22 protein-coding genes are annotated in these 24,327 nt (G+C 59.5%); 3 read left to right on the top strand and 19 right to left on the bottom strand.

Annotation, left to right across the window (positions count from 1 at the left end; translation table 11 throughout):
• From VMU57_RS08735 to VMU57_RS08695, 9 genes are all read right to left on the bottom strand, one after another.
• Nucleotides 1-149 (bottom strand): NAD(P)-dependent oxidoreductase (locus VMU57_RS08735; protein WP_325382499.1); only part of this gene is annotated, 149 nt, incomplete at its 3' end.
• A gap of 19 nt (nt 150-168) precedes the next feature.
• Nucleotides 169-1,305: a phospho-N-acetylmuramoyl-pentapeptide-transferase gene (gene mraY, locus VMU57_RS08730; RefSeq protein ID WP_325382495.1), complete on the bottom strand. Its 1,137-nt coding sequence runs from the start codon at nt 1,303-1,305 to the stop codon at nt 169-171.
• 144 nt (nt 1,306-1,449) lie between these two features.
• The gene (locus VMU57_RS08725) at nt 1,450-2,829 is read right to left on the bottom strand and encodes a UDP-N-acetylmuramoyl-tripeptide--D-alanyl-D-alanine ligase (protein ID WP_325382493.1); all 1,380 of its coding nucleotides are present in this window, start codon (nt 2,827-2,829) and stop codon (nt 1,450-1,452) included.
• Complete coding sequence (locus VMU57_RS08720; RefSeq protein ID WP_325382491.1) at nt 2,826-4,319, bottom strand: UDP-N-acetylmuramoyl-L-alanyl-D-glutamate--2,6-diaminopimelate ligase; 1,494 nt, start codon at nt 4,317-4,319, stop codon at nt 2,826-2,828. Before VMU57_RS08720 ends, VMU57_RS08725 begins: the two co-directional genes overlap by 4 nt.
• A gap of 51 nt (nt 4,320-4,370) precedes the next feature.
• Entirely contained in the window at nt 4,371-6,719 is a 2,349-nt protein-coding gene (locus tag VMU57_RS08715; RefSeq protein ID WP_325382489.1) for a penicillin-binding transpeptidase domain-containing protein, read from the bottom strand.
• A gap of 46 nt (nt 6,720-6,765) precedes the next feature.
• A complete protein-coding gene (locus VMU57_RS08710) occupies nt 6,766-7,290 on the bottom strand; it encodes a cell division protein FtsL (protein ID WP_325382487.1) in 525 nt (174 codons plus the stop codon).
• Nucleotides 7,291-7,509: 219 nt separating this feature from the next.
• Nucleotides 7,510-8,436, bottom strand: a complete 927-nt coding sequence (rsmH, locus tag VMU57_RS08705; RefSeq protein WP_414648619.1) for a 16S rRNA (cytosine(1402)-N(4))-methyltransferase RsmH — start codon at nt 8,434-8,436, stop codon at nt 7,510-7,512.
• Between the two features lie 6 nt (nt 8,437-8,442).
• Complete coding sequence (locus tag VMU57_RS08700) at nt 8,443-8,883, bottom strand: division/cell wall cluster transcriptional repressor MraZ (protein ID WP_158909523.1); 441 nt, start codon at nt 8,881-8,883, stop codon at nt 8,443-8,445.
• A 386-nt stretch (nt 8,884-9,269) separates the two neighbouring features.
• On the bottom strand, nt 9,270-9,803 hold the full coding sequence (locus VMU57_RS08695; protein ID WP_325382485.1) for a DUF2127 domain-containing protein: 534 nt from the start codon (nt 9,801-9,803) through the stop codon (nt 9,270-9,272).
• 172 nt (nt 9,804-9,975) lie between these two features.
• Between VMU57_RS08695 and VMU57_RS08690 the strand changes: the two genes are divergently transcribed.
• On the top strand, nt 9,976-10,533 hold the full coding sequence (locus tag VMU57_RS08690; RefSeq protein ID WP_325382482.1) for a fasciclin domain-containing protein: 558 nt from the start codon (nt 9,976-9,978) through the stop codon (nt 10,531-10,533).
• A gap of 102 nt (nt 10,534-10,635) precedes the next feature.
• On the top strand, nt 10,636-11,166 hold the full coding sequence (locus VMU57_RS08685; protein ID WP_325382480.1) for an SRPBCC family protein: 531 nt from the start codon (nt 10,636-10,638) through the stop codon (nt 11,164-11,166).
• A 69-nt stretch (nt 11,167-11,235) separates the two neighbouring features.
• On the opposite strand, the gene dxs is transcribed toward VMU57_RS08685, so the two are convergent.
• The 3 genes from dxs to pgeF form a co-directional block, all read right to left on the bottom strand.
• Nucleotides 11,236-13,134, bottom strand: a complete 1,899-nt coding sequence (gene dxs / locus VMU57_RS08680; protein ID WP_325382478.1) for a 1-deoxy-D-xylulose-5-phosphate synthase — start codon at nt 13,132-13,134, stop codon at nt 11,236-11,238.
• Nucleotides 13,135-13,457: 323 nt separating this feature from the next.
• On the bottom strand, nt 13,458-14,639 hold the full coding sequence (locus tag VMU57_RS08675; RefSeq protein ID WP_325382476.1) for a TIGR03118 family protein: 1,182 nt from the start codon (nt 14,637-14,639) through the stop codon (nt 13,458-13,460).
• A gap of 150 nt (nt 14,640-14,789) precedes the next feature.
• Nucleotides 14,790-15,632, bottom strand: a complete 843-nt coding sequence (pgeF, locus tag VMU57_RS08670; protein WP_325382474.1) for a peptidoglycan editing factor PgeF — start codon at nt 15,630-15,632, stop codon at nt 14,790-14,792.
• 134 nt (nt 15,633-15,766) lie between these two features.
• Between pgeF and aroE the strand changes: the two genes are divergently transcribed.
• Nucleotides 15,767-17,353 carry a shikimate dehydrogenase gene (gene aroE, locus VMU57_RS08665; RefSeq protein WP_325382472.1) on the top strand — a complete coding sequence of 529 codons (1,587 nt, stop codon included), beginning with the start codon at nt 15,767-15,769 and terminating at the stop codon, nt 17,351-17,353.
• Nucleotides 17,354-17,468: 115 nt separating this feature from the next.
• On the opposite strand, the gene atpC is transcribed toward aroE, so the two are convergent.
• Genes atpC through VMU57_RS08630 form a run of 7 tightly spaced genes read right to left on the bottom strand, consistent with a single transcriptional unit; the run spans nt 17,469 to nt 23,900 of the window.
• A complete protein-coding gene (gene atpC / locus VMU57_RS08660; protein WP_325382470.1) occupies nt 17,469-17,903 on the bottom strand; it encodes an ATP synthase F1 subunit epsilon in 435 nt (144 codons plus the stop codon).
• Nucleotides 17,904-17,905: 2 nt separating this feature from the next.
• Nucleotides 17,906-19,348 (bottom strand): F0F1 ATP synthase subunit beta, encoded by a 1,443-nt coding sequence (atpD, locus tag VMU57_RS08655; protein ID WP_325382468.1) that lies wholly within the window; start codon nt 19,346-19,348, stop codon nt 17,906-17,908.
• A gap of 49 nt (nt 19,349-19,397) precedes the next feature.
• Nucleotides 19,398-20,489 carry a FoF1 ATP synthase subunit gamma gene (locus VMU57_RS08650; RefSeq protein WP_325382466.1) on the bottom strand — a complete coding sequence of 364 codons (1,092 nt, stop codon included), beginning with the start codon at nt 20,487-20,489 and terminating at the stop codon, nt 19,398-19,400.
• 3 nt (nt 20,490-20,492) lie between these two features.
• Nucleotides 20,493-22,040 carry a F0F1 ATP synthase subunit alpha gene (atpA, locus tag VMU57_RS08645; protein ID WP_325382464.1) on the bottom strand — a complete coding sequence of 516 codons (1,548 nt, stop codon included), beginning with the start codon at nt 22,038-22,040 and terminating at the stop codon, nt 20,493-20,495.
• Between the two features lie 59 nt (nt 22,041-22,099).
• On the bottom strand, nt 22,100-22,639 hold the full coding sequence (atpH, locus tag VMU57_RS08640; protein WP_325382462.1) for an ATP synthase F1 subunit delta: 540 nt from the start codon (nt 22,637-22,639) through the stop codon (nt 22,100-22,102).
• A complete protein-coding gene (locus tag VMU57_RS08635) occupies nt 22,639-23,358 on the bottom strand; it encodes an ATP synthase F0 subunit B (protein WP_325382460.1) in 720 nt (239 codons plus the stop codon). Before VMU57_RS08635 ends, atpH begins: the two co-directional genes overlap by 1 nt.
• Nucleotides 23,359-23,378: 20 nt before the next feature.
• Complete coding sequence (locus VMU57_RS08630) at nt 23,379-23,900, bottom strand: ATP synthase F0 subunit B (RefSeq protein ID WP_325382458.1); 522 nt, start codon at nt 23,898-23,900, stop codon at nt 23,379-23,381.
• Nucleotides 23,901-24,327: the final 427 nt, after the last annotated feature.

Below are 24,327 nucleotides of genomic sequence, written 5' to 3'. Positions count from 1 at the left end.
AGCAGCGCAGGAATCTCCTTCGCCAGCGCCTCAGCGCTTCGCGTATCGCTGACCGTTACCCGCGCTCCCTGCGCACGCAAAAACAGCGCAGACGACAGCCCGCTCTTACCCAACCCCACCACCAAAACCCGCTTATTCTTCAGTTCCATAACTTTTCCAATCTCTTAATCAGCGTAACTTCAACGTAGTCAAAGCAAACAGCGCAAACACCAGCGCCATAATCCAGAACCGCGCAATCACCTTCGACTCCGACCACCCCATCAGCTCAAAGTGATGATGCAGCGGAGCCATCTTGAAGATGCGTTTCCCATTTCGCAGCTTGTAGCTCCCAACCTGGAGCATCACGCTCACTGCCTCCAGAATAAACACCCCACCGATAAATGGCAGCAACAGTTCCTGCTTAATGACCACAGCCACCGTGCCGATCGCCCCGCCCAGCGCGAGACTTCCCACGTCCCCCATAAAGATCTCCGCCGGATGAGCGTTGTACCAAAGGAACCCGATACTCCCACCCACCATGGCCCCGCAAAACACGGTCAACTCGCTCACCAGCGGCATCCGCTGCAACTCCAGATAATCGGCAAAGACCACATGTCCGCTCACATAGGTCAGCACCGTCAGCGCGCCTGCCGCAATAATGGTGCAGCCAATCGCCAGGCCATCCAAGCCATCGGTAAGATTCACCGCATTGCTCGAGCCCGCAATCACAATCATCACGAAGACGACAAAACCCACATACGCCAGCCACCAGAGATGCGGCATGTGCAACAGGCTGTCGATCACCAGATCAGGACGAAAGCGCTTCGCGAACGGCACCATCAGCCGGGTCGAATAGTTGCCATGCGTCTCCAGCCCCACCAGCACCACGGCCACGCCGCCGCTTACCAGAAGCTGCAATCCCAGCTTGGCCCACGCCGTCAGTCCCTGGTTCCTGCGATGCACCACCTTGATGTAATCGTCCGCAAATCCGATTGCGCCAAAGAGCAGCGTCGACATCATCACCAGCCATACCAGCGGATTCGACAAATCGGACCACAGAAACGTCGGTACCAGAATCGATATCAGGATCAGGACGCCGCCCATCGTGGGCGTGCCGCTCTTCTTCTGGTGCGACTGCGGCCCCTCTTCGCGGATGTACTGCCCGATCTGAAACTCGCGCAGCTTCTCAATGACATACGGCCCGATCAACAGGCCGATCAGCAGCGCCGTCAGACTTCCGCAGACCGTACGAAACGTGAGGTAGCGGAAGATGCGGAAGATGCGAAAGTAAGGAAATAGCTTCTGATAGAGCAGCCAATAGAGCAAAACGTCTCCGCCTTCAAATCACAGTCAGGATTGGCGGCGCTCAGGTCCGGCCGCAAACTCATCGCTATCTTAACAGGCGTACGCCCTCTCGCCGCGCGCATTTTCCGTCGCGAACCAAGGCGCATTCCGTCTCCGATCTGAATGTTATGACATCAGCACCGCTAAAGCCCGCTCCAGCTTCACTCCACGCGATGCCTTTAACAACACAGCATCTTCCGCACGCACGTTTGCTTGCAACCACTTCCCAGCCGCATCCGCGTCCGCCACAAACTCCGCATCCACGCCGCCTTCACGAGCAGCCCTGACCAATGCCTCCGCCGCACCACGCACACCAATCACCGTGGTCACGCCACGCTCCGCCATCCGCTGCCCACAGGCTGCGTGCAGCGCCTCACCCTCCGGCCCCAGTTCCAGCATCTCTCCGGCTACCACGATGTGCCGCTCGCCCGGCATCGCCATCAAGGCATCGACCATCGCGTCCAGCGCACGCGGATTGGAATTGTAACAATCATTGATGAGCGTTGCGCCGCGCCAGTGAACCACCTCGCCACGCTTGTCTCCCGCTCGCAACTCTCCCACTGCGGCTGCACATTCGGCAAGCGCCATGCCGCTTCGCAGCCCTGTCGCAATCGCCGCCAGAGCATTAGGAACGTTATGCCGCCCCAGCATTCGCAGCTGTACGCTGGCGCGTTCTCCCTGCACCTCTACCGTAAACACAACGCCCTCCGCGCCCACTTCTGCCACGTGCACAGCGCGTACCTCTGCCCCCTCGTTCAGCCCATAGAAGACCGCCCGTTCTCCCAACCCTCTCCCAAAGGACGCAACATAGTTATCGTCGAAGTTCAGTACCGCTACCCCATCCGCAGGGAGCGCCTCAATCAACTCGTACTTCGCCCGCGCAATGCCCTCAATTCCATCCGGAAAAAACTCAAGGTGCACCGGGCCAACATTCGAGACCACCGCCCAATCCGGCTCCGCAATCCTCGCCAGCGCCGCAATCTCTCCAGCATGGTTCATCCCCATCTCGATGACCGCGACCTCATGCTCCCGCTCCAGCTTCATCAACTGCAACGGCAGCCCAAATCCATTGTTCAAATTTCCCTGCGACTTCAGTACCTTAAATCGCGCCGAGAGCACATGCGCCACAGCATCTTTCGTGGTGGTCTTCCCTGCCGACCCCGTCACACCGATTACCCGCCCCCCCCACTGCCGCCGCACTGCATTGGCTAACTTCTGCAGCGCCGTCAATACGCAATCGTCGCAGTCGGAGACCCGCAGCAATTTCGTCTCATCCACCTCCGCAGGCACTACCCACCGATTGCTGACCACCGCCGCAACCGCGCCATCGGCAAGCGCCGCCTGGACATACTCATGCCCATCCAACCGCTCGCCCTTTACAGCAAAGAAAAGATCGCCAGCCCCAATCGTCCGCGAATCGATCGAATACCCCAACGCCTCCGCAGAGGTATCGAACTCCCCGTCCGCGTGAATCCAATCTGCAACCTGACCCAATGTTAGTTTCATGCAATCTCCCTTAAAACTCCGGCAGCCACGGCTACGTCGTCAAACGGCACGGTTCCGTCGTGCAGAATCTGCACCTTCTCATGGCCTTTGCCTGCCAGCAGCACAATGTCTCCAGCTTTCGCCGAACGAATCGCAATCTCAATCGCTCCCGCGCGGTCTTCTTCTACGATGCACGTTGTACCTGTCGCAGTGACACCCGCCAGCGCCTCTTCGATAATCCCCATCGGCCCTTCGCTGCGCGGATTGTCGCTGGTCAATACCACCAGATCACTCCCCTCGCCCGCAACCCTCCCCATCCGTGGCCGCTTCGTCCGGTCTCTATCTCCACCACAACCAAAAAGCGTGATGACCCGGCCGCCGCGGTCCTTCACTAACTCGCGTCCCAGCGCGATCAAATTACGCAGGGCATCGTCCGTATGGGCATAATCCACCACCACCATAATGCCCGTATCTCCCGCAGGCACCACCTCAAACCGTCCCGGCACCTGCGCACCCGAGGCTGCTCCTGCAACAATCTCGTCCAGCATCAATCCACGAGCCCACGCCGACGCGCTCGCCGCAAGCAGGTTGTAGACATTGACCCGGCCCGTCAACGGCGATCGCATCTCAACCGCACCCACAGGCGTCACCATCCGAAACCGCGTCTCCCCGGCAAGCATTCGCACCGATTCGGCACGGAACTCGCCTTTGCTCTCCATCCCATAACGCAACACCTGCGATCGCCCCACGTCAGCCGCCAGGCGCTCACCATAAGAGTCATCCGCATTCAACACAGCGACCCGGGCAGGCGGCGCGCCTACCCCGGCAAACAATCGTGCCTTCGCCGCAAAATAAGCCTCCATCGTTTCGTGATAATCCAGATGGTCCTGCGTCAGGTTGGTAAAGATGGCCACATCGACAGGCAAACCCCAAACCCGTTCCTGCTTCAGCGCATGGCTCGACATCTCCATCACGGCCTCGGTAGCACCGGCCTTCACCCCATCGGCAAAAATCTCCAGCACATCGCGAGACTCCGGCGTCGTATGCGGAGACACTCGTACCTCATCGCCCACATGGGTCTCAATCGTCCCAATCAGCACGCACTTCCGCTGCACCCTGCGCAGCATCGCCTCCAGCAGAAACGCCGTCGTCGTCTTCCCATTCGTGCCGGTCACAGCACTCAATGCCAACTGCCGCTCGGGATGCCCCATCACCGCCGCACTTGCCTCGGCAAGCGCTCGCCGACCATGCTCCACCAACGCCGCGCCAGTCGAAGCATGATTTCGTCGCAAAGCCTCATAGGCCTCACGCGAATCCGTCACTACAGCCGCCGCGCCCTCCGCGATCGCCGTCTCTATATAGTGATTCCCGTCCGTAGCTCCACCACGCATGGCAACGAACACATCACCGCGCCCTACTCTTCGCGAGTCATACTCAACGCCGGTAATCTCAACCGGCGCACCCGCGCTCTCCACCGCCCCGACATTCGCTATAACATCCGTCCACCGCATAGTCCGATTCTAAAGCCGGGGGCAATCAAAGCATGTTCTGCTTTATTTTCTTTACCGCGTAAACCGAACCACAATCTCGGTCCCGCTGGGCACCATCGTTCCCGCCACGGGAACCTGCTCCCGCGCCAGCCCGCTGCCCACCGGCTTCACGCGCAGCCCCACCGCATCCGCACGCTCTATCGCGCCACGTAGTCCCGCGCCTTCGAATGACGGTACCGCTACGCGCTTGCTCGCATCCACCAGAACGCCGCGGCCACTCTTCGTCTGGGCTGGTGGCGCTGGCGTCAGATGAGTCGCCTCCCCAGCCGCAGTATCGGGCATCGAAGAACTCGTCCCCCCGCTTGCCTTGAAAGCCGACAGTACCTTTGCCGGCAGCAGGTCCATCACGCCATTTGATCCCTTTGACTTGTCCTTATCAGAAGCCGTCGCTGTTGAAACAGCCGCTCTGTCGTCCGCAATCGTCGGCGGCGCAACAACAGCTGCTGGGTTCCGCAGCGGATCATCCGCCGGCAGATTATTCGCATCATCAAACATTGCCCTCAAATCCGCAGTGCTGTTGTCCGGAGCGTCATCCGCCAAATCCTTCTCCGGGAGCGATTTCACATCCTTCTTCTGCATCAGCGGCTGATCGTGCGGTACACCAAGATACTCCAGAACCTGTTGCGCCACTTCGGCAAAGACCGGCGCGCTCACTGCTGCTCCGTACTTGCTAGGGCCGGCCGTCGGATTATCGATCACCACCGTTACTGAGATAGCAGGATTGCTCACCGGAGCGAATCCGGCAAAGCTCGCAACCAGTTTTGTGTGCGAATACGTATGTGTTTCCGGATCGATCTTCTGTGCCGTACCCGTCTTTCCGGCAGAGCTGTATCCATTCAGCGCGGCAGCCTTGCCCGTACCTTCGACTACGATTGCCTGCATCATCTTGCGCATCTTCGCCGAGGTCAGCTCCGAGATCACGCGATGCGCTCCGTCCGGCAGAGGATCAGGCAGCTCATTTTCCGGATGAAAGGCAACCGGCTTAAGCCGCGGGTCCCCCTTCATCGCATTGGTCGAGTTGATCAGAATGTGTGGCGGCAGATACATGCCGCCATTCGCAATCGTGCTCACCATGGTCACCAGCTGAATCGGCGTTACAGCAACCTCCTGCCCAATCGCCATCGACAAAATGCTGGTCGAACCCCATCGGTTCGGCGGCCGCAACAGCCCGCGTGTTTCGCTCGGCAGCTCAATCCCGCTGCGCTCGCCAAAGCCATACGCCTTCATATAGTGATAAAACTTTTCCGGTCCCAGCTTCAACGCCATCTTTGCCGCGCCTACGTCGCTCGACCGCTCCAGAGCGTACTGCACCGTTATCTTGCCCAACCCGCGGTCTGAGACGTCATCATGCAGCGTGCGTCCATACATCGTCATCTGGCCGCCCTGGCAATCCACGATGTCCGTCGGTTCCACACCCGCCCCGTCAAGTGCCGCCGAGTACGTCACCAGCTTGAACGTCGAGCCGGGCTCGTACACATCGCTCACCGCCAGATCGGTCAAAGAACCGGGCAGCATATGCCGGGAATCATTCGGATTGAATCGCGGAGAGATAGCCAACGCGAGAATCTGTCCCGTGTGCGGGTCCTGTACCACCACGGTGCCATGCAGCGCCTTGACCTTCGCCATCTGCGCATCCAGCGCCCGCTCGGCCATGTACTGAATATTCGCGTCGATGGTGAGCACAAGGTTCTCGCCTGGTAACGGCTGGCTCTCTTCGCTGCCCAGCACATGCCGCTTCGCGTCCAGCGCAGTCAGCATGTGTCCCGGCGTACCATGCATGTCATCGTCGAACTCAAGCTCCAGGCCGCCCAACCCCTCGTCGTCCGTACCCACATAGCCCAGTACCTGCGCCGCCAGATCGTTGTTCGGATAGAACCGCTTGAACTCTTTCTGAAAATAGACGCCCTTCAGGTTCAGCTCGCGTACGCGATTTGCCGTCTCCGGATCGAGCTTCCTCGCCACCCAGGCAAAATTCCTCGACGCATTGAACCGGCCCAGCATCCGCTTCTCGGAGGTATAGCTGTCTTGCGGATCGGAGTGCACGATCGCCGACAACATCTGCGCTGCATTCTCCTTGTTATCTCCCAGCTCCGACGGCACCGCATACACGCTGTCCACCAGCACCGTCATCGCCAGTTCGCGCAGATTGCGGTCGTACAGCATGCCGCGCCGGGGAGCGACCTCAAACGTCCGCTGCTGCTGCTGTGCCGCGCGGTGCACAAATTCGGAGTGCCGCACAATCTGCACCCACCCCAGCCGAAGCACCACCACAGCGGCCCAGAAACAGAAAAAAAGCGTCACGTAGACGAAACGGATTCTCCGTATCGGAGCCGTCAACGTCTGCCGTGGCGCCTGCTTCATGCTTCTCTCAACTCCCGGGCCGATCTACACCTTACTTCTATTCTACCTATTGCCCAATAAACCGGGGAGCATGGGACTGTGCCAGCACCGGAGCATTCGAATCGCTTCCATCCTGCCGTACCACCTGGCCAGGCTGAGGAGCGTCCAGACCAAGCTGCTTGGCGATCCGGTCGATTCGTTCAGGATCGGTCAACTCGGCCTCCGACAGCCGAAGCTGCCGGTTCTGCTCGCTCAGATGTTCGACCTGCACCTTCTGCGCCTCAATGTTGTAACCCATCTCGATCGCCGAGAAGTGCTGCCACACATAGACCATCACCAGCACGAACAAAATGCTCGTCACCGCGGCGAAGGTGCGCATCTCGCGCTTCCGCTCCGGGTCGTCAGCCTTCACAATGCGGCTGTTGTCGATGTGCTTGGTGAAAAAAACCTCGGGCGTAGGTCCCCGCCGCGCTCTCCGTTGCGCCTCATACAGCTCACGATTGCGCTCGGCCAGGGTCGCCGCGCGTCCCTGCGACTGCCGTCGCGTTCCCATCATCTCGATCTGTTGTCCTGCCATCGCCGTTGCTGCCATAGCGCACCTCTTATACTCTTGCCTGCCCGGAGTGTTTATGTCCGGGCTGAATTCTTTGCCATCTCTTCAAAACGTACGAACCGGGCCGGGGTTGCTATTTGAAGGAAGGGACTTTTTGTTACAAGTTGTCTTTCGCCTGAAAGAAGGTGGGACAACCCCGACCCGATCACTTGCCGTTACCCATCTGGCATCGTCCTCCCAAACAAGCAACTAAACCTGTTACGAAATCTTCTCCGCCGCCCGCATCTTTGCGCTTCTTGCTCGCGGGTTTCTCAACTCTTCCTGCTCACCGGCCACAACCGGCTTCTTCGTCAAAACCTCAAACACCTTGTCCCGGCCAGCCTCACGGAACGCATCCTTCACCAGCCGGTCCTCCAACGAGTGGAAGCTGATCAATACCAGCCTTCCTCCCGGCTTCAGCAGAGATGGCGCGCTCTTAAGCAGCGTCCTGATCTCTCCCAGCTCATCATTCACTCGAATCCGAAGCGCCTGAAAGGTCCGTGTAGCGGGATGAATCTTGTCGCCTTTCATTGATGGGGCCGCGGCCGATACCACTCTGGCTAACTCCGCCGTCGTTGTAATCGGCCGGGCCCTCACAATGGCTCTGGCGATTCTCCGCGACCTCCTTTCCTCTCCGAATTCGTAAATCAGGTCGGCGAGCTCGTTTTCGTCCTCCTGATTTACCACTTGCTCGGCCGTCTCCCCACTGCGCGTATCCATCCGCATATCCAGTGGGCCATCCGACCGAAAGCTGAATCCTCTGTGCGCCTCGTCCAGTTGCAGGCTGCTCACGCCAAAATCAGCGAGCAGGCCATCCAGACTTCCTGGCTCAATCAGGCTCGAAGCCTCCGAAAACGCCCTCGGCTCAAAAATCACCTCCGGCATCTCGCTGCCAATCTCGGCTCTCACTTCTTCGAGCCTCGCCTTGGCTGCCTCCATCGCCTGCGGGTCGCGGTCAAAGCAGATCAACCTGCCCTTCGCGCCCAGCCTCTTCGCAATCGCCGAAGAGTGCCCAGCCAGCCCCAGCGTCGCGTCTACATAAACGCCGCCGGGCCGCACATTCAAATACTGCAAAGCTTCATCTAAAAGAACCGGCACATGTTGCTGTTTCCGCACCACGCGCTCTCCCTGGGGAGACTCATCCATCTCTGCCTACAATCCAAACTCTGACAACGCCATCTGGTCCGCTTCCGTCATCGGGGCTGCATCCATCTCAGCCTTGAACAGATCGTGATTGACCACTTCAAGGAACGTCTGTACGCCGAACACAACCACCTCGCCCGTCACCTTCGCCGTCTCCCGCAGCAACTGCGGAACCAGCAAACGGCCCTGTGCGTCCATCTCTGCCATCTGGCCGTAATAGTTGGTCACGTCCAGAAACTTCTTCTTTGCCGGGTTCATGGAAGGGATCGCGGCCAGCTTCTCCTCGATCTTTTCCCACTCCTTCAGCGGATAGATCTCAGCCCGCTTCCCATCCTTGCTGGTGATATAGAACTGCGGCCCATACAGTTCATCCACACGGCGCTTGAACTCAGCAGGCAGCTTCAATCTGCCTTTCTCGTCAACGCGTGTTGGGTGATTTCCGCGAAACATATCAACCTCGATACAGGCCCAGCTAAATCTCTTTCTGAAGCGGCCCAGCGGAGTAGAATTCCCTTAGATCGTGCTCAGGTTCATCCCATTTACTCCACTTTCTACCACTCCGCTCCACCATCCTTACCCAGTGACCCCCTGCTGTAAAGCACTAAATTGCGCAAAATACTGCATTTCCCACAATGGAATGTGGAAAACTCAGCCATTTGTATATGCTGATAAGTCGACCACTACATATAGTGTTGGTATGGCTGGTTCATGCCGAGGACGCTACTTGCAGACCCAAAATGCATCTGCTAGGCGAACTAAAAGCGAAGTAACCTCTAAAACTTACTTTTACCGGTTACAACCTTAAGCATGTAACCGGTAAATCTCTAGTTTCCCGGTTACATCTCTATCTTCGAGGCAACCGACTTCTTCCGCCGCAACAACCATACGAGATACGCAAGCACTGCCAGATTGATGAGCAGCAGGCTCAAGCGAAACCAATTCGGACGTCGCGCCAGCTCATACAGCTCCCATGGGAGAAATGAGATGGTCAGGGTCAGGGTCAGGTATTCCGCCCACACCTTCTCCAATACCAGCCCCACGCCTTCTGTCAGTGCTACCACCGAATAAGCGAACGTCCCCAGGCTGATCAGCTTCAGCCGGTGCATGTCGATCAGGTCGACCTTGTTCAACAGCAACCCAACAAACCGGCTCTCCGGGTCAAACTTCAAGGCCATGGCCACCCGCATCACCACGTCGCCAAGGTCCTTGTGCAGCAGATGAATCGCGCCCACACCGATGCAGAAAAACAGGATCGACTTCCCCAGCTTGAACAGGCCGATCAGCAACAAGCCGCGATCATGCGCCTTGTGCTGCGCCTGTCTTTGCACCGTCGCCGGTTGTCGCTGCGCGGATTCGCTTTGCGTTGCCATCTGATTTCCAGTTGACGGTGGCACACCGCAATTGTCAACGTGCCCCGCGCAGCTTTAACACTCCCCTCTCAAAATAGCGGCAATCCACTCCACCTCAGCCGACGTAGATGCTAATGAACACCCGAAGCAAGGGACGAGATTTAGAAACTCAGAACGACAAAGGACAATACCCATGAAGAAGACAATCCTCGCCACCATCGCCGTAGCAGCCCTGGCTATCACCTCTTTCAGCGCATCGGCACAGATGAAGGACCCCGACGTCGGCGGCGCAGCCATGTCCCCCCAGAAGACCATCGTCGAGAACGCGGTCAACTCGCCGATTCACACCACGCTCGTCGCTGCCGTCAAGGCTGCAGGCCTGGTCGATACTCTCAACGGCCCCGGCCCCTTCACCGTCTTCGCGCCCACCAACGAGGCCTTCGACAAGCTACCCGCCGGAACCCTCGACAACCTCGTCAAGCCCGAAAACAAGGATACCCTTGTCAAGATACTCACCTATCACGTCGTTCCCGGCCGCATCAGCTCCAAGCAGCTCATGAAGATGATCAAAAAAGGCAATGGCAAAGCCATGCTGAAGGCCGTGCAGGGTGAAGACCTTACTGCCACCATGTCCGATGGCAAGATCATGCTCACCGATGCCAAGGGCGGCACCGCTACCGTCACCACCGCCGATGTATTCCAGTCCAACGGAGTCATTCACGTCATCGACACCGTTCTCATGCCCAGCTAAATCACAAGCACAAGTTCGTTCAACTGCACTTCTGAGGTGCCCCCAAACGGGCACCTCGTTTTTTGCATCCACTACACTAGGCCCCGAAACGACCAGCGACGAATGCACACCTTTCACTCCCAGCAATGGCTTCCACTTCCGGCAGAGCTTGTCTTTGCCTTCTTTGCCAATCCTGCGAACCTGCCTCGGCTCATGCCATCCTGGCAGCAGGCTCGTATCGAGAAGGCCATCATCGTCCCGCCGTCCCCGCCGCTGACGACATCGGCACTGACCGAGATCTTCTCCACGCTCGCGGCCGGTGCAGGCACACGCCTCACCTTAAGCTTTCGCCCCTTCCCTTTCTCGCCCGTTCGTCTTCGCTGGGAAGCCGAAATTGATTCCTTCGTATGGAACGCACACTTCTCCGATATCCAACTCCGCGGCCCCTTCGCGGCGTGGCACCACACTCACAAGATCACTCCGGAGACTCGCATCGGCGAATCCGGCGCGGCGGTCCCCGGAACCCTGATCGAGGATGAAGTTCAATATCAGCTTCCTTTAGGGAAATTAGGCGATCTGGCCCAGCCGCTCATCGCGCGGCAGCTCCGCAGCACCTTCGACTTTCGGCACCGACGCACCCGCGAGCTGCTCTGAATGCAGGCACTCGCATAAAAAAGCGATGGGCGGCGTCCAGCGGCCCATCGCTTCTCACAGACGAAAAATCTACGAGTGCTTCGCCAGAATCTGCTCCATCATCTTGATGAGATAAGGTCTCGCCTTCTCGAGCGCAGCCTCGGCGGTCAGGCCGTACTTCGCCCGCAGCGCCTCGACCTTGCCGTGCTCGATGAACTCATCCGGCCAGCCCACGCGCACCACCGGGACCTGCACCTCAAGCCCATTCAGCGTCTCCAGCACGGCAGAACCGAACCCTCCCGCCAGCACATGGTCTTCGAGCGTTATCAGAAGTCCGCAGCGGTCGCCAAACTTCGCGACACACTCCCGGTCGATCGGCTTGGCGAACCGCGGGTTGATTACCGCGGCCGAGAACCCTTCCCGCTCCAGCATCTCGGCCAGTCGCACCGCCTCCGGCAGCATCGCGCCCAAACCAAAGATGGCGATATCGGCACGACCAAAATCCCGAATGACCTCAGCCTTGCCGATCTCCAATGCCACCGGCTGCGCCTTGACCGCCGTACCCGGCCCCGTTCCTCGCGGATAACGGATCGCCGACGGCCCCTCGTGCAGCATCGCCGTGTACATCATGTCGGCCAGCTCGTCCTCGTCCTTGGGAACCATGTGGATGAGGTTGGGCACGCTGCGAAGATAGCTGATGTCGAACAGGCCATGATGCGTGGGGCCGTCATCGCCGCTCAGTCCGCCCCGGTCCATGCAGAAGACTACCGGCAGGTTCTGCAAGCAGACGTCATGCACAATCGGATCGAACGCCCGCTGTAAAAAAGTCGAGTAGATCGCGCAGAAGGGCTTATATCCCTTGGTGGCCATTCCTGCCGCAAAGATCACGGCATGTTCTTCCGCGATGCCGACGTCGAAGTAGCGCTTCGGGTGATATGGCCGGAACAGATCGAGCGCCGTTCCGTTCGGCATCGCCGCCGTAATGGCGACGACTTTCTCATTGCCATCCGCGAGCTTCGTCAGTGACTCGGCAAATATCTCGGAGTAGGTTTTCTGCCCCGCCGACTTGGTCTCGCCCGTCTCCGCGTCATACGGCCCCAGCCCATGGAACTTCTTCTGCTTCTCCAGCGCAGGCTGAAATCCACGCCCCTTCTGCGTAATCGCATGAAGCACAACCGGACGATTCTGGGTCTTCAGAAATTTGAAGGTCTCGATCAGCAGCGGCAGGTTGTGTCCATCGAGCGGCCCAAAGTAGCTCAGCCCGAACTCTTCGAACAACATGCCCGGCCCGATCAGCCCCTTGGCGGCCTCCTCGGCCTTGCGGACGACGTGCCGCGCGGTCTTGCCGCCATATTTTTCGAGCAGGCCAGCGGCCCGGTCATGCAGGCTCGATACGGTCGGATTGGTCACGATTTTGTGGAAGTACTCCGCGATGGCGCCGACGTTCTTGTCGATCGACCAGGCGTTGTCGTTCAGCACGATGATCATCCGTCGCGTCTGCGCGGCGATGTTATTTAGTGCTTCAAACGAAATACCATTCGTAAACGCCGCATCCCCGGCCAGCGCGATGATATGTTCCTTGCCGCCGGACATGTCCCGCGCCACCGCCATCCCCAGTGCCGCACTCAACGCCGTCCCGGCATGGCCCGCGCCGTAGCTGTCGTGCTCGCTCTCGGTGCGCAGCATAAAGCCGTTCAGGCCGCCCGGCTGCCGAATCGTATCAAACAGCTTCTGCCGCCCCGTCAGCAGCTTGTGGACATAGGCCTGGTGGCTCACATCGAAGACAAAGCTGTCCTTCGGAGTATCGAAGACATAGTGCATCGCCAGCGTCAGCTCGACCACGCCAAGATTCGGCCCGATATGGCCGCCTGTCTTGGCGACCCCGACGATCAGGCGTTCACGAATCTCTTCCGCCAACTCCGTCAGTTGCGGAATCGTCAGCTTTTTTACATCGGCTGGGGAGTGAATCGTCTCAAGAAAGTTGCTCATCCAAAACCTATTCCGCAAGGCCACTCACCGCGCGCAGCGGCCTGCAAGGACACATAAACACAGACACGTAGACACATAGAACACAGTCGCCTAGACATCAACCGCAACACAAGCTCGCCGTGACCACGGTAGCCCTTAAGTATACCAACCCCTCTTCCTCTCTAACAGCAAGACGCGCCAGCCTCCCCACCTCTGGGCCTCCAGAAGTCCCCCTTGTCATCCGTTGTTGTCATTGTCTTTACAGCCCCACCAACCGTCATTTCGACCAAGGCGGCTCTTCAGCCAATCACGATGCCCGGCGAGAGCCGGGCACCATGTTCTTCCTACTGGTCGTTCCCCTGCACATTCTCGACCGCCGTCAGAGTCCCCAACAGGCCATTCGCCTCGTCGTCCGGCCCGGCCGTGAAGTACAGTGACGTAGCCGGTCCCGCGCTCGCATCGTTGCCAAAGGCGATTGCCCATAGTCCATCGATGTGAATCGGATTGTTGTCCGTGCCGGTGAGCATCCCTTTGAACTTGCCCGTGACAGGATCGAACGCCAGAATCATCCCGCTTCCGAACTGCGCAACCAGAACGTCGTGGCTGTATGCGCCAAAGTCGCTCGAAGCCAGCGCCAGACCCCAGGGTGCGTTGAACCATGCTCCCGGCTGCAACCGTCCCAGCAGCCTCCCGCGTGGCGAGAATACGTCCACAAACCCCATTCCGGCACCATGTAGCTCGTCATGCTTGGCACCATCCTGCTTTGCGAAGGCCACATAGATATTCCCTCCTATGTTCTGCACATTGAACGGCGCGTAACCCCTGGGTAGACGTGGATCTTCAAAGTTACCGGCGTCCCCGCTCTCACCCCGCTCATGGTTAAAGCTGTCCCAGTCGTCGTCCCTGTCCCCCTGCAGTTGCACCGGCTTGAAGGTTGAATCGAAGACCTCGACCCGGCCCTGGCGAAAGTCCGCCGCATACAGATAGGTCTGGGGCCCGCTCTTCGTCTGCACGGTCGCGATCGTCACCCCCTTAAAAACCGAAGCGCTCTTGTGGTTCACTACAATCACAGCCCGACTCATGCTGACTCCGGGGCTCCAGCCGGAGATCGTTCCATCTTCGGTGACGAACAGGAAGACAGCAGCTTTTCCCGGAGCGAGCATAAAGGCTGAGCTGTCCCCATTGAATACTGTGCCAGTCGGCGTGCCCGTCGGCGTCTGGGTGTCGCCCGAGGGGATGGTCACCACAAGCCCCTGCTTCTCTCCCGTGGCGTTGTAGAGCGTTGATAATCCGGTTCCGTTGTCAGCCACCCACCATGGGCTCGTCGAACTGCGTGCAAGGCCCCACGAGTTCACCAGGCCGCCATCCATAATCGGGGCCAGCGATGCCTGATTCGAGGTCAAATTCGTCTGTTTATAGTGCTGTGTTGTCTGCGCCTCCGCAACCTGTCCAAAAAGCGCGAAGGCAAGCGCCAAGCCCACTACGGCTGACGCACCGGCATACTGAGCCTTATGAAAGCTATTCATGGAGAGTCTCCTTGTGAGCCGAATGGGTGCTACCGTCCAGCAATCCCGGCGTCACGCCCCTAGAGTAGGCTCGCGTTCAATCCATGAATGTCATCGCATTGTCAGCAGATTGTCATTTTGATTCCCGCGAGTCTGCTTGCGCGTCGTCTTCTACCCCACCACCCCAATCACACTCATCATGCGCCCGGTAAACCCATGCTCGGCGCGGTGCGAGAAGTACTTCCTCTCTCCATGGGAGAGCGCGCACGCCGTACACTCTCCAATCACCGTAACCTTATCCGCCGGAACTCCCGCATCGAGCAACTGCCGTCGGTTCGCCTCCCAGAGATCGAGGCGCATCTGTCCGCCATCCATCGTTCTGAACAACGCGTCCGCATATCCAAACAGCGAGCCAAACTCAGACCGCACCTCCTGCCCAACCGCATAGCAGCACGCCCCAATGGAAGGCCCCACAGCAGCCACCAAATCCTCAGGGCGCGATCCATACTCCTCTCGCATCGTAGCGATCCCCTGCTCCACAATCCGCGCCACTGTGCCCCTCCAGCCTGCGTGAATCGCCGCCACCGCCCGCTTGCTCACGTCGGCAATCAGTACCGGGACGCAGTCTGCCGTCTGAACTCCCAGCATCACCCCCGGCAGATTGGTCACGGCACCGTCTCCCTCCAGCACGGCTTTGCCATCCGCAGTCTGCAGTTTCTCTTCGAAGACACCGTCTTCTTCTCTGATTGTCCGAATCGACGCAGAGTGTACCTGCCTTACCGTAACCGCCTGAAACGGGGAGCCTTCCTGACACGCCGCCAGAAACCGCCTCCGGTTCTCAGTCACCAGCGCCGGATCATCATCCTTGGTCCACCCGAGGTTCAAGGAGCCTCCTCCGTAGACGGTCGAAACTCCACCGTCGCGGGTGCTGAAGCCATGCCGCAGCCACGCGTAAGAACCCCACGCTGGCACACGCTCTACCCCTGACATAAGCCCTTTGTTTACAATGTTCATAATCGCAACTTTTTCCCGTTTCCCGCGTCCAACTTAGCAGCAAGAGACAAGCATAACTCCTTTTTCTTTCAACAAAAGTTGCATCCTGCCCCATCGCACTGTAATATACCGCGATTGTAGACATGAGAGTGAATGTGCCCACAGTAGCCCCTCAATTTATCCGCTCCCGCATCGGCAAAGTTTGCGTCGCCATTACTGGCACCACGCCCGCCGAAATGCTTGAAAAAGCCCTCGCCGTCGTTAAAGACACACCTTTCATCGAGTTCCGCCTCGATTATCTCGAAAAGCCGCTCGCAGCCCTGCCGAAGTTCAAGCACTTTTTCAGCGAAAATACTGCCGCCACTGGCATTGCGACCTGTCGACGCTCAGCCAACGGCGGAAAGTTTACCGGCACACTCGCGGCCGAGCTTGAGATTCTTATCAAGGCAGCCACCAGCGGCTTCCATATCGTCGATCTCGAGCTTGAATCGGCAGAATCGCTGAAAAAAGCCGACATCCAGAAGCTTCGCGATACCGGCGTCGCCATCATCGTCAGCTATCACGACTTTTCCGCTACGAAGGATCTCGAGGGCATCTACCAGCGTATCCAGCCCTTCCATCCTGATTTTTACAAGATCGTCCCCACCGCCCGGACCCTCACCGACAATGTGACCCTGATGCGTTTTATCGAGCACATGGAGGATCACTCCAATATCATCGGCATCTGCATGGGAGACGCGGGGATCATCTCGCGCGTGCTTGGTGTCCGCGCTGGCAGCGCCTTTACCTTTGCCGCCGCCACCACTGGCGAAGAGACTGGCCCAGGCCAGATTGCCGCTCGCACCCTGATCGATACCTATCGCATCGAACAGGTCGATGCCGCCACCAAGGTCTATGGAGTGGCAGGCAATCCGATTCGCAGTTCCCTTTCACCGGCCATGATGAATGCGGCCTTTCGCCGTGAGACGGTGAATGCTGTCTATCTTGCGCTTCAGACCCACAAGCTGGCCGATCTGCTCAAGCTCGTCCATGAGATACCCATTCAGGGCCTCAGCGTGACCATGCCCCTGAAGCAGGAGATCATGGCGCACCTCGAGAAGACCGACCCGCTTTCGACCAAGATCGGCGCCTGCAATACCGTTCTACGTGCGCAGGATGGAAAGCTCTATGGATTCAATACCGACGTCGCCGGTATTGTCGGGCCTCTGGAGAAGCGCTTGTCACTACGTGGCGCTAAAGTTTTGGTCCTCGGAGCTGGCGGGGCTGCTCGTGCTGCCGTGTTCGGCGTTCGAGACAAGGGCGCGGATGTGTTTATCCTCAACCGTACCCCTGAGACAGCACAGAAGCTGGCGCGGCAGTCGGGATCGAAGACGATCAAGAAAGAGGCGCTGGCCAAGACCACGTTCGACGTAATCATCAACGCGACCCCCCTCGGCATGGCCGGGCAAAAGGGCGCGCAGATGCTGGAAGCGAAGGACCTGAACACGAAGCTGGTCTTCGACCTGGTCTACAACCCGATTGAGACTCCGCTGATCCGGCTGGCCAGGCAGCAGAGCATCCCGATCATTACCGGGGTTGAGATGTTCGTGCAGCAGGGGGCAAGGCAGTTCGAGATCTGGACGGGAAAGCCTGCGCCGGAAGAGGAGATGCTGCGCGTCGTCATTCATGCGCTGCGGCAACAGGCTGAAACGGCTCCCGAATCTCCCGAGCCTGCGGCAAAGACCAAGGCCAGGAAGAAATAGCTACAAAGTTGTGAAGCTGAAGCCCGGAGCGATCCGGGCTTTGCTGTCTCTGGCCAAGGGTTAAAAGTCAAAGGCCGCCTCGAAGGGCGGCCTCAGACTTTGAGTTGGAAGTTGGTTAGTGGCTCTTGCCTTCGGCTGAGGCCAGCTTCTCCTCTGCCTTGCGGGTGACGGCGTTGGCCTCGTCGTACTTGTCGCCTTCGTCGCCAGCCTCCTGCCAGAGCTTTTCGCCCTCCTGAAGCTCCTGCAGCGCTTCATTGCGGTCGATCTCGTCGGGGTGAAGAGCGGTTTCGGCCAGAATGGTGACACGCTCCGGCAGCACCTCGACGAAGCCCCAGGCCACGAAGAACTTCTGGTCGCCTGAGCTTCCACCGTGAAGGCGCACTTCGCCTGCTCCAAGTTCCGCAAGCAAGGGGGCAGCTCCATAGAGCGCCTCCAGATAGCCGGACATCGAGGGCAGTTCAACCGCATTCGCCGTTGCGTCGAGCAGGACGCGATCCGGTGTTACCAGTCTGACCGTCAACAATCCCGAGTTGGTGTTCGTGTCTGCCATGGTTATGCGATCTGCTTCATCTTCTCTGCGGCGGCCAGCACGTCTTCGATGCCGCCCTTGAGGTAGAAGGCCTGCTCGGGGATATCGTCGTGCTTGCCTTCGATGATCTCCTTGAAGCTGCGGATGGTGTCCTCGACCTTGACGTAGGCGCCGGGGATGCCGGTAAAGATTTCCGCAACATGGAAGGGTTGCGACAGGAAGCGCTGGACTTTACGTGCCCGAGCGACGGTGATCTTGTCCTCTTCCGACAGTTCGTCGATACCGAGGATGGCGATGATGTCCTGAAGGTCCTTGTAGCGCTGAAGGATCTTCTTGACGCCCTGGGCCACGTCGTAGTGCTCCTGACCGACGATACGCGCGGAAAGAATGCGCGAGGTCGAAGTCAGAGGATCGACGGCGGGGTAGATGCCGAGCTCCGACAGAGGACGCGAGAGCAGCATGGTCGCGTCGAGGTGAGCGAAGGTGGTGGCAGGCGCCGGGTCGGTGATATCGTCGGCGGGCACGTAGACGGCCTGCACAGACGTGATGGAGCCCTTCTTGGTCGAAGTGATGCGCTCCTGCAACTCACCCATCTCGGTGGCGAGGTTGGGCTGATAGCCCACCGCCGACGGCATACGGCCGAGCAGCGTGGAGACCTCGGAACCGGCCTGGGTGAAGCGGAAGATGTTGTCGATGAAGAGCAGCGTGTCCGCACCCTCTTCGTCACGGAAGTGCTCGGCGACGGTGAGGCCGGTGAGGGCGACGCGAAGACGCGCCCCTGGGGGCTCGGTCATCTGTCCATAAATCAGCGCCGCTTTGGACTTCGGCAAGTCCTTGAGGTCGATAACGCCGGACTCCTGGAACTCATACCAGAGGTCGTTGCCCTCGCGAGTCCGCTCACCAACACCGGCGAAGACGGAAAAGCCCCCGTGTTTGGTGGCGACGTTGTTGATGAGTTCCTGAATGACGACGGTCTTGCCGACACCAGCGCCGCCGAACAGGCCAACCTTTCCACCCTTCAAAAAGGGCAGGATCAGGTCGACGACCTTGATGCCGGTCTCGAACATCTCTTCGCTGGTAGACTGCTCATCGAACGCGGGAGCCTGCCGGTGAATCGGCATGTGCACCTTGGCGTTGACCGGGCCGAGTTCGTCGACCGGTTCGCCGAGCACGTTGAGCACGCGGCCCAGCGTCTCGCGGCCTACCGGCACCATGATGCCCGAACCGGTGTCGATGGCCTTCATGCCGCGAACCATGCCCTCAGTGGCGACCATCGCGATGCAGCGCACGCGGCCTTCGCCAAGATGCTGCTGCACCTCGACGACGACGTCGAGCGGGGTGGGAACGTCGAAGCCCTCGCTGACGATGCGCAGCGCCTGGAAGATGGGCGGCATGTGCGCCTCTTCGAATTGAACGTCAACGGCGGGGCCGCTGATCGAGATTACTTTTCCAATGTTCTCTGCCATAAGTCTCTTTCGTCTCGCAGTGGTCTGTTTTCCAGAAATTGCCTGTCAGTTACAGAGCGGCTGCGCCACTCACAATCTCAATAATTTCCTTGGTGATCGCCGCCTGCCGCACCCGGTTCATGGTGAGCGAGAGGGCATCGATCATATCGCCTGCGTTGTTGGTTGCCGAATCCATCGCCGTCATGCGGGCGGCGTGCTCTGCCGCGACCGACTCCAGCAGCGCGTGGAAGATCTGCGTGGTGACGTAGCGTGGCATCAGGTGACGGAACAACCGCTCCGGCGCCTGATCGAAGATGTAGTCCACCTCGGCGGTGCCGAACTTCTTGGCCTCAGCCTCGAGCGCCGATTCGCCCTGATCGGTGATGGTGATGCCGGAGGTGCGCGCCGCATGGGCAGCAGCGTCGCGCTGCTCTTCGCTCATCACCTCGGCCACGGTGATCTCGTGCGAGCCGAGCTTGCGGATGGGCAGCAGCTTTTCGACGACGACACGCTGCGAGATGACCGACTTGAACTCGTTATAGACGACGTAGACCGAGTCGATCTCCGAACGCGTGTAGCGGTCGATGATGGAGCGGGCCATATCCGAAACTTCGTCGATTTCGATCTTGAGAAGAAGCGTGGGATGGTCGGCAGCGATTTCAATGGGAGCGCCACGATGACGGATCACCTCGAAATGGGTGGCAAGATCGTTGTCGTAGTGCTCTTCCTTCTTCTCGTAGTTGGCCGCCGGATAGCGCTTGCGGAACATATCGCGCGCCTTGCGTCCGACCGGCTCGATGTCGATGTTCTGGCCTGCGGCGCGGCGGGAGTCAATGAAGCCCTGCGCCGCCTTGACGATGTTGGAGTTGAAGGCACCGGCGAAACCCTTGTCGCCAGCAACGACGATGACCAGGACATTTTTCTCTTCGCGTTCCACCAGCAGCGCGTTAAGGACTTCGCCTGACTGCGGATTGTAGAGGTCGGTGCGGCGCACCAGCGACTCCAGCACGTTCGACAGCATCTGCGCGTAGGGCCGCGCCAGCATGGCCCGCTCCTGTGCGCGGCGCAGCTTGGCCGCCGACACCATCTTCATGGCCTTGGTGATCTGCCGCGTGTTCTTCACACTGCGGATGCGACGCCGTAAATCGAGGACGTTTGCCATGGTTTATTTCGCCGCGACCGCTTCTTTCTTGTCTTTGAGTCCGGCGAGGAAGTTCGACTTGTAGTCCTTGATGGCCGCTGTGAGGCGAGCCTTGAGGTCGTCGTCGAGCGCTTTCTTGGTGGCGATGTCGGTGAGGATGGAGCCCTGTGCTGATTCGAGATACGGATAGAAGCCGTCCTCGAAGGCACGGAGGTCCTTCACCTCAACGTCATCCAGCAGGCCGTTGACTCCCGCGAACAGGATAGCTACCTGCTTCTCTGCCGAGAGCGGCTGAAATTGCGGCTGCTTGAGCAACTCGGTGAGACGCTGGCCGCGGCTCAACTGCTGCTGCGTTACCTTGTCGAGGTCGGAGCCGAACTGCGCGAAGGCAGCAAGCTCGCGATACTGTGCGAGATCGAGCTTCAGCGTGGCGCCGACCTGCTTGGTCGCCTTGGTGGCGGCAGAGAAGCCGACGCGCGAGACCGAGAGGCCGACGTTGACGGCGGGACGCACACCCGAGTTGAAGAGGTCGGTCTCAAGGAAGATCTGACCGTCGGTGATCGAGATGACGTTGGTCGGAATGTACGCCGAGACATCGCCTGCCTGGGTCTCGATGATGGGCAGCGCGGTGAGCGAGCCGCCGCCGAGCTTTTCGGAGACCTTGGAGCTGCGCTCGAGCAGACGCGAGTGGAGATAGAAGACGTCGCCGGGGTACGCTTCGCGGCCTGGCGGACGGCGCAGCAGCAGCGAGATTTCGCGGTAGCTGGCAGCGTGCTTCGAGAGATCGTCGTAGATGATGAGGGCGTGCTTGCCGCTGTCGCGGAAGTACTCGCCCATGGCGGTCGCGGCAAAGGGAGCCAGATACTGCATCGGCGCTGGTTCGGAGGCAGTCGCGGCGACGACGATGGTGTAGGCCATCGCGCCATACTCTTCAAGCGTCTGCACCACCTGCGCGACGGACGAGCGCTTCTGCCCGATAGCGCAGTAGATGCAGATGAGGTTGTTCTTCGCCGAGTTGATGATGGTGTCGAGCGCGATGGCGGTCTTGCCGGTCTGGCGGTCGCCGATCAGCAGCTCGCGCTGGCCACGGCCGATGGGGATCATGGTGTCGATGGCCTTGATGCCGGTTGCCATGGGCTCGCGCACGGACTGGCGGTCGATGACACCGGGAGCGAGACGCTCGACGGGGAGGTACGTGTCGGTGTTGATGGGGCCCTTGTCGTCGATCGGCTCGCCCAGCGCGTTGACGACGCGGCCGATGAGGGCCTCGCCGACGGGCACGGACATGATGCGGCCGGTCCGCTTGACCTGGTCGCCTTCCTTGATCTGGGTGTAGTCGCCGAGCAGCACGGCGCCGACCTGGTCCTCGTCGAGGTTCATCGCGAGACCGGCTATGCCGTGGGGGAACTCGATCAGCTCGCCAGCCATGACCTTGTCGAGGCCGTGAACGCGGGCGATACCGTCGCCGAGCGAGATGACCGTGCCGACTTCGTCGACCTGAATGCGCTGCTCATAGTTCTCAATCTGCTGGCGAAGCAGCTCTGTTATCTCATCAGCCTTAATCTTTGCCATGTCTTCCTTCTACTCGATTCGTTTCCATCTCAAAATTTTTGGTGTAATGCAGGAGAAACTCAGGCGTTTGCCAGCTTTTGCTTCAGCTGCTGGAACTGCCCCCGGAGCGAGCCGTCGTAGACCGTCGACCCGATGCGCACCACAGCCCCGCCCAGCAATGTAGCATCCTGACGGTACGTTGCGCGAACGCGCCCCCCCGCCACCCTGGCTACCTGGGCCTCAAGCTGGGCGCGGTCCTCGTCGTTCAGGGGATGCGCGCTGGTGATCTCGGCTTCGGCAACGCCCGTCTGCTCGTCGGCGATCTCGTGATACTCCGTGAGAATTTCATCCAGCTCAGGGAGACGCTGGTGGTCCATGATGACGGCGAGGAAGTTGCGCACCTGCGGGATCATGCCGATGCGGCCGGAGACGGCGTCGAGGACCTTCAACTTCTGCTCATTGGGGATGGAAGGGTTCATCAGCACTTCGCGCAGCTCGTGGCTGGCGGCGAAGGTGTCCCTGAAGTCGCGCATCTGCTGCTGGGCAGCATTGGCGTCAAGGTGGTTCGACGCAGCCACGGAGGCAAAGGCATGGGCGTAGCGAAGAGTGAGCGCAGACATTAGTTTTCGCCGCCCTTCGTCTCGTCGCCGGTAAGACGGCGGGCAAAGCCCTGCACCAGCAGGCGGTCCGTCTCGGCGGTAACGACCAGCTTGCGAGCGGCCTGCTCGATGGCGAGATCTGCTGCGTACTGCTGAAGCTGCTTGCGGGCGTGAACGGTTGCGGAGGCGATCTCCTGCTCCGCCGACCTGAGGATCTTCTGCTTCTCCTCTTCGACAGCGGCCTTGATGCGCTGTTCGTCGAGGGCAGCATCTTTCTCTGCCTGGGCGCGCATGGCGGCAATCTGCTCGTCGAGCTTGCCGAGGCGGCTCTCCACGCTGTTCAGGCGGGCGCTGGCCTCTTCGGTCGCGGTACGGGCATCAACCAGGTGCTTCTGAATGGCGGAGCTGCGGTCGCGGAAGGTCTTCGGCAGTGTCTTGAGCAGGAACCAGCCGACCAAAATTGCAAGAACTATAAAGTTCGTGACGGTAAAGGCGGTCGCCGCCTGCTCGGCATTCATGCCCAGCTTCGCGCCCAGGGCGCGCACCGTGGCCGAGTGCCGATACTCGTCGTTCTCGTCCTTCTCCTGCTGGTTCTTCTCGGGAGACTGCGCCTCGGGGGTGCTCAAGCGTCCGCCGTTGGGATCGACAGCGGCTACGCTGGCCGACTGCTGAGCGACGGCATGGCAGACGGGCGCAAAGAGCAGCGCCGCAAAAATCAGGGCAGGGAGAAGCTTTTTCATCGCAAAGAATCGAGCGGATATCACTGAGCTACCTCTTCCGGCTGCGTGATGCCAGCGGGCAGTACCGCGGAGAGAATGCGAGAACTGAGCTCGGCGCTCATGCCGTCGATCTGCAGTCTGGCTGCTGCTGCGCTCTGTTCGATCTCCTGCTTTGCCGCGAGGATGCGTTGCTGGGTAGCTTGACGAACCTGTTCGATGGCCGCCTCGCGTTCTGCGTTCCACTGCTTCAGCTTCTGATCGCGGGCATGGAAGATCTCGGCCTTCGCCTTGCGCAGCTTGTCCTCGTATATGGTGGTCTCGGCCTCGGCAGCAGCGATGGCGCCGCGCGCCTGCTCGACCGCACCGGTCGTCCGCTTGCGCCGCTCAGCGAGAATGCGATCCAGAGGACGGCGTACCAGCAGGCCGTAGGCGATGACCAGCAGAATAAAAAGGACCATGGTCGGCACAGAGCCGAGCACAAGTTCACCGAGTTGGTTAAGTATGTCTTCCATGGAATAGGGGTCGCAGCAGCCGTTCAGAGGTTCCTTCGCAGCCGAGTTCACACACTTATATCGTTCAACCTACGTCGAGTGTGTGGCCTAACTTGCTGGATGCGATACATCTAGTTCTAGCAAAGCGTTTGCAACAGTGTCAAACCAACCCTTCACAATCCAGCCCTTCCGTAACTGCACAAGTTGCAACGATTGGAGGCAGCGCTTTTTCTCAAAATCCCCCTTTGACTTTTACTGCCAAGGGGCTAAACTGAAAGATACCACCCGGACCCTATATTCTGGGTCACATAGGTCGCGTGATTGGGACACCACCTCCGCTCCCGTTCAGGCGACCTATGCTAGTTATGGGCGCTCTCGAAACCTGCTGAACCGATTGAGAAGCGATGCTGGGCCTCGTGCGGTCAGATAAGCCAGGTTCCCCTCAAACCGCTTCTGTTCAAGCACGGCACCCGCCTCTAAAGCAGCCAGTACAGCTCCT

The sequence above is a fragment of the Edaphobacter sp. genome (assembly GCF_035532915.1).
Lineage (GTDB): Bacteria > Acidobacteriota > Terriglobia > Terriglobales > Acidobacteriaceae > Edaphobacter.
The sequence above is the reverse complement of the archived record's forward strand: the minus strand, read 5'-3'. Positions and strand labels throughout refer to the sequence as shown.